The sequence below is a fragment of the Streptomyces albiflavescens genome, assembly GCF_014645835.1.
Classification (GTDB): domain Bacteria; phylum Actinomycetota; class Actinomycetes; order Streptomycetales; family Streptomycetaceae; genus Streptomyces; species Streptomyces albiflavescens.
This window is the reverse complement of record NZ_BMMM01000011.1, coordinates 372,593-382,914: the sequence shown is the minus strand read 5'-3', so window position 1 is coordinate 382,914 and position 10,322 is coordinate 372,593. Positions and strand designations below refer to the sequence as shown.

The following is a 10,322-nucleotide window of genomic DNA, read 5'->3' as shown; positions in this document are numbered from 1 at the left end:
CTTTTTCCGATCCGATTTCCTCGGTGCTTTCCAGGTTTCCGCTTTTCGCGTTTCCCTTTCCGGCGGTTCCGACTTTATCAGAGATTCTGAGTCGGAATTTCCGTCCCGCTCGGGGTGTCCTGGCACGCAGTTGTGCCGGGTTCCCGTTCAGGCGGAGCCGTAAACCTACTGGAGCGGGGCGCCTCGATGCAAATCGAGCCCCCCCGCTCCGGGTTGGCGCGTGCGAGGGGTCAGACCTCGACGACGACCGGGAGGATCATCGGGCGTCGGCGGTAGTTGTCCGACACCCACTTGCCCAACGTGCGGCGGATGAGTTGCTGCAGCTGGTGGGGCTCGACCACGCCGTCCTGGGCCGAACGCTCCAGGATCTCCGTGATCTTCGGGATGACGTCGGCGAAGGCGGAGTCGTCGATGCCGGATCCCCTGGCGTGCACGTGCGGTCCGCCCGTGATCTTGCCGGTGCTGGCGTCCACCACGACGAAGACCGAGATGATGCCCTCGTCGCCGAGGATCTTGCGGTCCTTGAGTGCGGGTTCGCCGACATCGCCGACCGAGAGGCCGTCGACGTACACATATCCGGCCTGAACCTTGCCGGAGATCTTGGCCTTGCCCTCGACGAGGTCGACGACGACGCCGTCTTCGGCGATCACGACGCGGTCGTGCGGGACGCCGGTGAGGGCGCCGAGTTCGGCGTTCGCGCGCAGGTGGCGCCATTCGCCGTGGACCGGCATCAGGTTCCGCGGCTTGCAGATGTTGTAGAAGTACAGCAGCTCGCCCGCGGAGGCGTGGCCGGAGACGTGCACCTTGGCGTTGCCCTTGTGGACGACGTTGGCGCCCCAGCGGCTCAGGCCGTTGATGACGCGGTAGACCGCGTTCTCGTTGCCCGGGATCAGGGACGACGCCAGGATCACCGTGTCGCCCTGGACGATCCGGATCTGGTGGTCCCGGTTGGCCATCCTCGACAGGGCAGCCATCGGCTCGCCCTGGGAGCCCGTGCACACGAGCACGATCTCGTGGTCCGGGAGGTCGTCCAGCGTCTTGACGTCGACCACCAGGCCCGGTGGGACCTTCAGGTAGCCGAGATCCCGGGCGATGCCCATGTTGCGGACCATCGACCGGCCCACGAAGGCGACCCGACGGCCGTACTCGTGCGCCGCGTCCAGGATCTGCTGAATGCGGTGGACGTGGCTGGCGAAGCTCGCCACGATGATCCGCTTGTGGGCGCCGGCGAAGACCTGGCGCAGCACGTTCGAGATGTCACGCTCGGGCGGGACGAAGCCCGGGACCTCGGCGTTCGTGGAGTCCGAGAGAAGGAGGTCGATGCCCTCCTCGCTCAGCCGCGCGAAGGCGTGCAGGTCCGTGAGGCGGCGGTCCAGCGGGAGCTGGTCCATCTTGAAGTCGCCGGTGTGCACCGCCATGCCCGCGGGGGTGCGGATAGCGACGGCCAGCGCGTCCGGAATGGAGTGGTTGACCGCGATGAACTCGCAGTCGAAGGGGCCGATGCGCTCGCGGTGGCCCTCGGCCACTTCGAGCGTGTACGGACGGATGCGATGCTCCTGGAGCTTCGCCTCGATCAGGGCGAGGGTCAGCTTGGAGCCGATCAGCGGGATGTCCGGCTTCTCGCGCAGGAGGAAGGGGACGCCGCCGATGTGGTCCTCGTGGCCATGGGTGAGGACGATGCCCTCGATGTCGTCGAGGCGGTCCCTGATGGACGTGAAGTCCGGCAGGATCAGGTCGATTCCGGGCTGCTCCTCCTCGGGGAAGAGCACTCCGCAGTCGACAATCAGCAGCCGGCCGCCGTATTCGAAGACCGTCATGTTCCGGCCGATTTCACCGAGTCCGCCGAGCGGGGTGACCCGCAGGCCGCCCTCGGGGAGCTTCGGCGGCGGGCCGAGTTCAGGATGCGGATGACTCAAAAGACTCTCCTCACCACGCGCGCCACGTACCTGGCAAGGCACGTGGCGCGCGTGACGTTCGTGCAGTAGCAGTTGTCTGTGTGGGGTTGCAGGCCCGATGGCCTGCGTGGTCGTACGTATTCAGTTGTGAAGTCTGTGGTTAGAGCTCTACCCCGCCGGCGGCAAGATCGATCTTGAGCTGAGCGGTCTCCTCGGGCGACAGCTCGACCATCGGAGCGCGCAGCGGTCCGGCGGGCAGGCCCTGGAGGGCGAGCGCGGCCTTGGTCGTCATGACGCCCTGGGTGCGGAACATGCCGGTGAAGACGGGGAGCAGCTTCTGGTGGATCTCGGTGGCCTTCTGGACGTCGCCCGAGACATACGCGTCGAGCATGGCGCGCAGCTCCGGGGTGACGACGTGGCCCACGACGGAGACGAAGCCGACCGCGCCCACCGAGAGCAGCGGCAGGTTCAGCATGTCGTCGCCGGAGTACCAGGCGAGGCCGGAGCGGGCGATGGCCCAGCTGGCGCGGCCGAGGTCTCCTTTGGCGTCCTTGTTGGCGACGATACGCGGGTGCGCGGCCAGGCGCACCAGGGTTTCGGTGTTGATCGGCACGCCACTGCGGCCGGGGATGTCATAGAGCATCACCGGCAGTTCGGTCGCGTCGGCGATGGCCGTGAAGTGCCGGTACAGGCCCTCCTGCGGGGGCTTGTTGTAGTACGGCGTCACGGTGAGCAGGCCGTGCGCGCCGGTCTTCTCGGCGGCGCGAGCGAGCTCGATGCTGTGGTGGGTGTCGTTCGTGCCGACGCCGGCGACGATGTGGGCGCGGTCGCCGACCGCCTCCAGTACGGCTCGTACGAGATCCGATTTCTCCGCGTCGCTGGTGGTCGGGGACTCACCGGTGGTGCCGTTGATGATCAGGCCGTCGTTGCCTGCGTCCACCAGGTGGGAAGCGAGCCGCTGAGCGCCGTCGAGGTCGAGTGCGCCGTCCGCCGTGAAGGGCGTGACCATGGCGGTGAGGACCCGCCCGAAGGGGGTCTGCGGAGTGGAGGTCGGAGCCATGGGTAACACGCTACTCGCTGCTCAAGGCGGGGTCTGCCCACGGGGCAGGCGACAAGTCGTGACAAAAGTGGAGCCCGGCACTGCCTGCTCGGGGGTTCAAGCAGTGCCGGGTCCGTTTGATCAGGCTAGATGAACTTCTCGAAATGCCGCAATACGGACACTTCGCTCGGTTGATGCGTACATCTGTGCCGGATGGCGTGCGGAAGCTCGCTACGGCGCCATGCGCCCGTTGGCGTTGAAGGCCGCGTGCGTGAGCGGCATCAGCTTGGCCCACTCCGCCTCCATCTTCTCCCCGACCATCTCGATCTCGCGCTGCGGGAAGGACGGGACCTTGGCCAGTTCGTGCTGGGTGCGCAGGCCGAGGAAGTGCATCAATGAGCGGGCGTTGCACGTCGCGTACATCGACGAGAAGAGGCCCACCGGGAGGACGGCGCGGGCCACCTCACGGGCTACGCCGGCCGCGAGCATTTCCTGGTACGCCTCGTACGCCTGTCGGTAGGAGTCCTCCATCACACGGCCCGTGAGCTCCTGCTGGGCCTGGGTGCCCTCGACGAAGACGTATTTGCCCGGGCGGCCCTCCTGGACCAGCTTGCGGGACTCGTCCGGAACGTAGAAGACGGGCTCGAGCTCCCGGTACCGGCCCGATTCCTCGTTGTACGACCAGCCCACACGGTGCCGCATGAACTCGCGGAAGACGAAGATCGGGGCGCTGACGAAGAACGTCATCGAGTTGTGCTCGAAGGGGCTGCCGTGCCGGTCCCGCATCAGGTAATTGATCAGGCCCTTGGAACGCTCCGGGTCCTTCTTCAGCTCGTCCAGGGACTGCTCCCCGGCGGTGGAGACACGGGCGGCGAACAGCACGTCGGCGTCGGACGCGGTGTGCTTGATCAGCTCGACGGTGACATCGCTGCGGAAGCTGGGCTTCAGGTCGTCGGCGGGGGTGTCGGTCACGGTTCGGAGGGTCCTTCCCATCACAGGCTCGGGCGGCGCCCACTCTACGGCCCGGCACTGACAACGGGGCGTTCGGTACCTTGCCGCGACATTCATCGGCGAACTTCTGCGAATTCGGTGATTCTGGGCACCTCCTGGGACATTCGCTCGTCTGTATGGGTGACGGCGACTTCGTTCGAGTCGCCGGTCGCCGGTCAGCAGGTCACTGCTCCCGTACGAGTGTCCAGAGGAGAAGCAAGCCCCATGTTCCGTCGGCGCGAGCCTGTTCCGTTCGCCTTCATCGCCGAAGCCGACAAGTTCCGCAGCAATGTCGCTCCCCCACCCCGCGAGCGCGCGTCCGCCGGACAGATAGTCGGTCGGTGGCTCATAGGCCTCACCGTGGTCGCGGGGCTCGCCGGCTCCCTGATACTCGGAATGCCCGCCTTGTCACAGGATCAGTCACCTGCGACGACGCAGCATTCCGAGGCGTCGAACGACCGCTGACCTTCCCCTCGCCGACCGAACCGCGTGGGGGCACCCCCATGGCCCCCCACGGGTGGTGAGCACGCACCCGGCTCGATAACCTCACCGGGCACAGCCCGTGCGTGGATTGAGTGAGGATCAATCGTGCCCCTGCCCTTCCTGACGGCGGACCGCGCCTTTGACGAGGCGGCGGACGATCTCGCGCTGCCCTACGACGACCGTGACCGCTGGCGGCGTCCCTACCGACCCGGGCCGTGCCGGGTGGGCGCGGCCGCGCTCGTCCTGCTGCTCGCCTCGTATGTGCTCGTCGCCGCGGTGGTCATCGCGGTCGCCGGGACCCTGAACGCTGCCACGGCCTGTCTGGGCGGGGCCGCGGTCGCCATACTCAGCGCGCTGCGGCTGCTGCGCATGGGCGTATGGGTGAGCGCGCGAGGGCTGCGCCGGGTGGGCTTCTTCCTCACGAGCACGACGCCCTGGGAGCGGGTCGCCGCGGTGCGGACGGTGCAGCAGCCGGTGCGCTGGCTCGGGCTGCCGCGCACCGTTCAGGGGCAGGCGCTGGTCCTCGTGCGCAAGGCTCGTTCGCCCGAGGACGTGCCGCCGCTGCTGACCACCCACAACGCCGATTTCCTGGGGCGTGCGGAGGCCTTCGACCGCGCTGCGGACGCCATCGAGGTGTGGGCGGACGAATACCGGCGGGGCTGAGCACCCGTACGCCTTCCACGGCAGGACGAGAAGGGCCGGTCCGCAGCGCGCGGACCGGCCCTTCGCATCTGTGTTCCATGGAGCCGCGTACGGCCCTCAGGCCTCCAGGGACCTGCCCTCGCGCAGGGCGATGGCTCGCTGCATCGCCTTGCGGGCGCGCGGGGTGTCGCGGGCGTCGTGATAGGCGATCGCGAGGCGGAACCAGCTGCGCCAGTCGTCCGGCGCGTCCTCGGTCTCGGCCTTGCGCTTGGCGAAGACCTCGTCGGCGGAATCACGATCGATGCGGCCGCCGGCGGTGCGCCTCAACTCGTCGACGGGCAGGCCGCCTTCGGCGTCCAGCTCGGCGGCGAGGCGGTTGGCCTTCCGGACGAACTGGGTGTTCTTCCAGAGGAACCACAGGCCGATGACCGGCAGGATCAGCACGGCGACACCGAAGGTGACGGTGATCAGGGTGCCGTTCTGGATGAGCAGCACGCCGCGGCTGCCGACCAGGACGAAGTAGACGACCAGGGCGGCTGCCGTGACGGCGTAGGTGATCTTCGCGCGCATGTCTGCCGACTATCTGTTGTACGTCCCTCGGCTCAGCCGAGGTCCAGGAAGTTTTCCAGGCCGAAGGTGAGGCCCGGCGTGGTCACCACACGCCGTACGCCGAGCAGGATGCCCGGCATGAAGCTGCTGTGGTGGAGGGAGTCGTGGCGGATGGTGAGGGTCTCGCCCTCGCCGCCGAGCAGCACCTCCTGATGGGCCAGCAGCCCGCGCAGGCGGACCGCGTGCACCGGGACACCGTCGACGTTCGCGCCGCGGGCGCCGTCCAGTGCGGTCACCGTGGCGTCGGGCTGCGGGGCGCTGCCCGCGCGCTCCCGGGCCGCGGCGATGAGCTGGGCGGTGCGCGTGGCGGTGCCGCTGGGGGCGTCCACCTTGTTCGGGTGATGCAGCTCCACGACCTCGACGGACTCGAAGTACGGCGCGGCCACCTCGGCGAACTTCATGGTCAGCACGGCGCCGATGGAGAAGTTCGGGGCGATGAGCACGCCCGTCTCGGGCGAGGCGGCCAGCGAGGTGTTGAGCTGCGCGAGGCGCTCGTCGGTCCAGCCCGTCGTACCGACCACGGCGTGGATGCCGTGCCGTACACAGAAATCGAGGTTGCCCATGACCGAGTCCGGCGTGGTCAGTTCGACGACGACCTGGGCGCCGGTCTCGACCAGCGTCTCCAGTCCGTCGCCCCGGCCGAGCGCGGCCACCAGCTCCATGTCGTCGGCGGCGTCGACGGCTCGCACCGCCTCAGATCCGATCCGGCCCTTGGCACCGAGGACCGCCACGCGCAGCTTGCTCATTGCTTCGTTCCTTACAGAGACCTTGCAGAGACCTTGCAGAGACCTTGCGGACAGGACTTATGCGACCGCGTCGTGCAGACGGGACGCCTGCTTGTCCTTGAGCGGGCCGATGACCGACAGCGAGGGCCGCTGTCCCAGGATGTCCCGGGCGACCGAGCGGACCTCGTCCGGGGTGACCGACGCTATCCGGGCCAGCATGTCGTCGACGGACATCTGCTCGCCCCAGCACAGCTCGCTCTTGCCGATACGGTTCATCAGCGCGCCGGTGTCCTCGAGGCCGAGGACGGTGGAGCCCTGGAGCTGACCGATGGCGCGCCCGATCTCGTCGTCCGACAGACCGTGCTCGGCGACCTGGTCGAGCTCGTCGCGGCAGAGCTTGAGCACGTCGTGGACCTGGCTCGGGCGGCAGCCCGCGTACACGCCGAAGAGGCCGCAGTCGGCGAAGCCCGAGGTGTACGAGTACACGCTGTAGGCCAGGCCGCGCTTCTCCCGGACCTCCTGGAAGAGGCGGGAGGACATGCCGCCGCCGAGGGCGGTGTTCAGCACGCCCAGCGCCCAGCGGCGGTCGTCGGTGCGGGCCAGGCCCGGCATGCCGAGGACGATGTGGGCCTGCTCGGTCTTGCGGCCGAGGAGCTCGACGCGGCCCGCGGTGCGGATGGCGCGCCGCCCGTCGCGCGGGGCGAGCGGGATGGCATCGGGGCCATGCAGGGCGCCCGCCTTCTCGAAGGCGGCGCGGACCTGACGTACGACCTTGTTGTGGTCGACGTTGCCCGCGCAGGCCACGACCAGGTGCGTCGGGTCGTAGTGCTTCCGGTAGAAGCGGCGGATGCGGTCCGCGGAGAGGGCGTTGACGGTGTCGACCGTGCCGAGGACCGGACGGCCGAGCGGGGTGTCCCCGAGCATCGTGTGCGCGAACAGGTCGTGCACGCAGTCGCCCGGGTCGTCCTCGGTCATCGCGATCTCTTCGAGGATCGCGCCGCGCTCGACGTTGACGTCCTCTTCGAGGATGAGCGAGCCGGTCAGCATGTCGCAGACGACGTCGATGGCCAGCGGCAGGTCGGTGTCGAGCACGCGCGCGTAGTAGCACGTGTACTCCTTTGCCGTGAACGCGTTCATCTCGCCGCCGACCGCGTCGATCGCCGAGGAGATGTCCAGCGCGCTGCGACGCGACGTGCCCTTGAAGAGCAGGTGCTCCAGGTAGTGCGTGGCGCCGTTCAGCGTCGGCGTCTCGTCGCGGGAGCCGACGTGCGCCCAGATGCCGAAGGTGGCGGAGCGTACGGAGGGCAGGGTCTCGGTGACGATGCGCAGGCCGCCGGGGAGGGTGGTCTTACGGACCGTACCGATGCCGTTCTGGCCCTTGATGAGGGTTTGGGTACGGGCGACGGCCCGCGCCTCCGAGGAGGTGCGGGCCGTCGCCGTGGAGCTACTGGACGTCACTTGTCGGTGTCGTCCTTCTTCTCGTCGTTCTCTTCACCCTCGATGACCGGGATCAGGGAGAGCTTGCCGCGGGAGTCGATCTCGGCGATCTCGACCTGGACCTTGGCGCCCACACCGAGAACGTCCTCGACATTCTCCACGCGCTTGCCGCCGGCGAGCTTGCGGATCTGCGAGATGTGCAGCAGACCGTCCTTGCCCGGGAGCAGCGACACGAACGCACCGAAGGTCGTCGTCTTCACGACGGTGCCCAGGTAGCGCTCGCCGACCTCCGGCATGGTCGGGTTGGCGATCGAGTTGATCGTGGCGCGGGCGGCCTCGGCGGAGGGACCGTCGACCGCACCGATGTAGATCGTGCCGTCGTCCTCGATCGTGATGTCGGCGCCGGTGTCCTCCTGGATCTGGTTGATCATCTTGCCCTTGGGGCCGATGACCTCACCGATCTTGTCCACGGGGATCTTGACGGTGATGATCCGCGGGGCGTTCGGGGACATCTCGTCCGGCGTGTCGATCGCTTCCATCATCACGTCGAGGATGTGGAGGCGGGCGTCGCGGGCCTGCTTGAGGGCCGCGGCCAGGACGGAGGCCGGGATGCCGTCCAGCTTGGTGTCGAGCTGGAGGGCGGTCACGAACTCCTTGGTGCCGGCGACCTTGAAGTCCATGTCGCCGAAGGCGTCCTCCGCACCGAGGATGTCGGTGAGGGCGACGTAGTGCGTCTGGCCGTCGATCTCCTGGGAGATCAGACCCATGGCGATACCGGCGACGGGGGCCTTCAGCGGCACACCGGCGTTCAGGAGCGACATGGTGCTGGCGCACACGGAACCCATGGACGTCGAACCGTTGGAGCCGAGGGCCTCGGACACCTGACGGATCGCGTAGGGGAACTCCTCGCGGGTCGGCAGGACCGGCACGAGGGCGCGCTCGGCGAGCGCACCGTGGCCGATCTCGCGGCGCTTCGGGGAGCCGACGCGGCCCGTCTCACCGACGGAGTAGGGCGGGAAGTTGTAGTTGTGCATGTAGCGCTTGCGGGTCACCGGGGAAAGGGTGTCCAGCTGCTGCTCCATGCGGAGCATGTTGAGGGTGGTGACGCCCAGGATCTGGGTCTCGCCACGCTCGAACAGCGCCGAGCCGTGCACGCGCGGGATGGCCTCGACCTCGGCGGCCAGCGTACGGATGTCCGTGACGCCGCGGCCGTCGATGCGGATCTTGTCCTTGATGACGCGCTCGCGGACCAGCTTCTTGGTCAGCGCGCGGTACGCGGCGGAGATCTCCTTCTCGCGGCCCTCGAACTGCGGGAGCAGCTTCTCGGCGGCGATCTCCTTGACGCGGTCCAGCTCGGCCTCGCGGTCCTGCTTGCCGGCGATGGTGAGCGCCTGGGCGAGCTCGCTCTTGACCGCGGCGGTCAGGGCCTCGAGGACGTCGTCCTCGTAGTCCAGGAAGATCGGGAACTCGGCGGTCGGCTTGGCGGCCTTCGCGGCGAGGTCCGACTGCGCCTTGCACAGGACCTTGATGAAGGGCTTCGCGGCGTCGAGGCCGGCGGCCACGACCTCCTCGGTCGGCGCCTCGGCGCCACCCTTGACCAGCTGGATCGTCTGGTCGGTGGCCTCGGCCTCGACCATCATGATCGCGACGTCGCCGTCCTCGAGGACGCGACCGGCGACGACCATGTCGAAGACGGCGTCCTCGAGCTCGGTGTGCGTCGGGAACGCGACCCACTGGCCGTTGATCAGCGCGACGCGGACGCCGCCGACCGGGCCGGAGAAGGGCAGACCGGCCAGCTGCGTGGACGCGGAGGCGGCGTTGATCGCCACGACGTCGTACAGGTGGTCGGGGTTGAGCGCCATGATCGTGGCGACGACCTGGATCTCGTTGCGAAGGCCCTTCTTGAAGGACGGACGCAGCGGACGGTCGATGAGACGGCAGGTGAGGACGGCGTCCTCGGAGGGACGGCCCTCACGGCGGAAGAAGCTGCCGGGGATCTTGCCGGCGGCGTACATCCGCTCCTCGACGTCCACCGTGAGGGGGAAGAAGTCGAGCTGGTCCTTGGGCTTCTTGGAAGCGCTGGTGGCCGACAGCACCATGGTGTCGTCGTCCAGGTACGCCACGGCGGAGCCGGCGGCCTGCTTGGCCAGGCGGCCCGTCTCGAAGCGGATGGTGCGGGTGCCGAAGGAACCGTTGTCGATAACGGCCTCGGCGTAGTGGGTCTCGTTCTCCACTAGCGATATCTCCTCGTCTTCGTCCCGTCCTGCCCGTGTGGCAGGGGGACGGTGGCGGAGAGCGCTCCTTCTGGTGCGGGCCGGTCTTCGATCGAAGCACCCGGGGCTCGCAATCCCCCGGGGGCCACTACCGAGGACCGGCGGCGGCGAGGTGCGCTTCTCCTCGTTCATTGACGTGGTGGGCCCTACCCGGCGGGTACGGCGTCATCACGCTGTGTCGTACGTGTTGTGTCCTGCGTATTGCGTTGTGCTACCACACTACAAAGCG

General features: G+C 68.3%; 9 protein-coding genes. 2 read left to right on the top strand and 7 right to left on the bottom strand.

Annotated features, from left to right (window positions below; genetic code table 11):
* Positions 1-230: 230 nt before the first annotated feature.
* The 3 genes from IEY95_RS28965 to thyX form a co-directional block, all read right to left on the bottom strand.
* Positions 231-1,916 carry a ribonuclease J gene (locus tag IEY95_RS28965; RefSeq protein ID WP_189189095.1) on the bottom strand — a complete coding sequence of 562 codons (1,686 nt, stop codon included), beginning with the start codon at positions 1,914-1,916 and terminating at the stop codon, positions 231-233.
* Positions 1,917-2,055: 139 nt separating this feature from the next.
* Positions 2,056-2,955 (bottom strand): 4-hydroxy-tetrahydrodipicolinate synthase, encoded by a 900-nt coding sequence (gene dapA, locus IEY95_RS28960; RefSeq protein WP_189189094.1) that lies wholly within the window; start codon positions 2,953-2,955, stop codon positions 2,056-2,058.
* 210 nt (positions 2,956-3,165) lie between these two features.
* The gene (gene thyX / locus IEY95_RS28955) at positions 3,166-3,906 is read right to left on the bottom strand and encodes an FAD-dependent thymidylate synthase (RefSeq protein ID WP_189189093.1); all 741 of its coding nucleotides are present in this window, start codon (positions 3,904-3,906) and stop codon (positions 3,166-3,168) included.
* Positions 3,907-4,149: 243 nt separating this feature from the next.
* Here thyX and IEY95_RS28950 point away from each other — a divergent pair, with 243 nt between their 5' ends.
* Both IEY95_RS28950 and IEY95_RS28945 read left to right on the top strand, forming a co-directional pair.
* The gene (locus IEY95_RS28950; RefSeq protein ID WP_189189092.1) at positions 4,150-4,389 is read left to right on the top strand and encodes a hypothetical protein; all 240 of its coding nucleotides are present in this window, start codon (positions 4,150-4,152) and stop codon (positions 4,387-4,389) included.
* Positions 4,390-4,512: 123 nt separating this feature from the next.
* Complete coding sequence (locus IEY95_RS28945; RefSeq protein WP_189189091.1) at positions 4,513-5,070, top strand: SCO5741 family PH domain-containing membrane protein; 558 nt, start codon at positions 4,513-4,515, stop codon at positions 5,068-5,070.
* 96 nt (positions 5,071-5,166) lie between these two features.
* On the opposite strand, the gene IEY95_RS28940 is transcribed toward IEY95_RS28945, so the two are convergent.
* Genes IEY95_RS28940 through IEY95_RS28925 form a run of 4 tightly spaced genes read right to left on the bottom strand, consistent with a single transcriptional unit; the run spans position 5,167 to position 10,054 of the window.
* Positions 5,167-5,619 carry a hypothetical protein gene (locus tag IEY95_RS28940; RefSeq protein ID WP_189189090.1) on the bottom strand — a complete coding sequence of 151 codons (453 nt, stop codon included), beginning with the start codon at positions 5,617-5,619 and terminating at the stop codon, positions 5,167-5,169.
* 32 nt (positions 5,620-5,651) lie between these two features.
* Positions 5,652-6,404: a 4-hydroxy-tetrahydrodipicolinate reductase gene (dapB, locus tag IEY95_RS28935; protein ID WP_189189089.1), complete on the bottom strand. Its 753-nt coding sequence runs from the start codon at positions 6,402-6,404 to the stop codon at positions 5,652-5,654.
* Between the two features lie 57 nt (positions 6,405-6,461).
* Positions 6,462-7,841 carry a M16 family metallopeptidase gene (locus tag IEY95_RS28930; RefSeq protein ID WP_189189088.1) on the bottom strand — a complete coding sequence of 460 codons (1,380 nt, stop codon included), beginning with the start codon at positions 7,839-7,841 and terminating at the stop codon, positions 6,462-6,464.
* On the bottom strand, positions 7,838-10,054 hold the full coding sequence (locus tag IEY95_RS28925) for a polyribonucleotide nucleotidyltransferase (RefSeq protein ID WP_189189087.1): 2,217 nt from the start codon (positions 10,052-10,054) through the stop codon (positions 7,838-7,840). The genes IEY95_RS28930 and IEY95_RS28925 overlap by 4 nt, the downstream gene beginning before the upstream one ends.
* Positions 10,055-10,322 lie beyond the last annotated feature (268 nt).

Bases quoted from the DNA above. Each gene is read 5' to 3' on its own strand.
- dapA (WP_189189094.1), bottom strand. From the start codon at position 2,955: ATGGCTCCGACCTCCACTCCGCAGACCCCCTTCGGGCGGGTCCTCACC.
- IEY95_RS28950 (WP_189189092.1), top strand. From the start codon at position 4,150: ATGTTCCGTCGGCGCGAGCCTGTTCCGTTCGCCTTCATCGCCGAAGCC.
- IEY95_RS28940 (WP_189189090.1), bottom strand. From the start codon at position 5,619: ATGCGCGCGAAGATCACCTACGCCGTCACGGCAGCCGCCCTGGTCGTC.
- dapB (WP_189189089.1), bottom strand. From the start codon at position 6,404: ATGAGCAAGCTGCGCGTGGCGGTCCTCGGTGCCAAGGGCCGGATCGGA.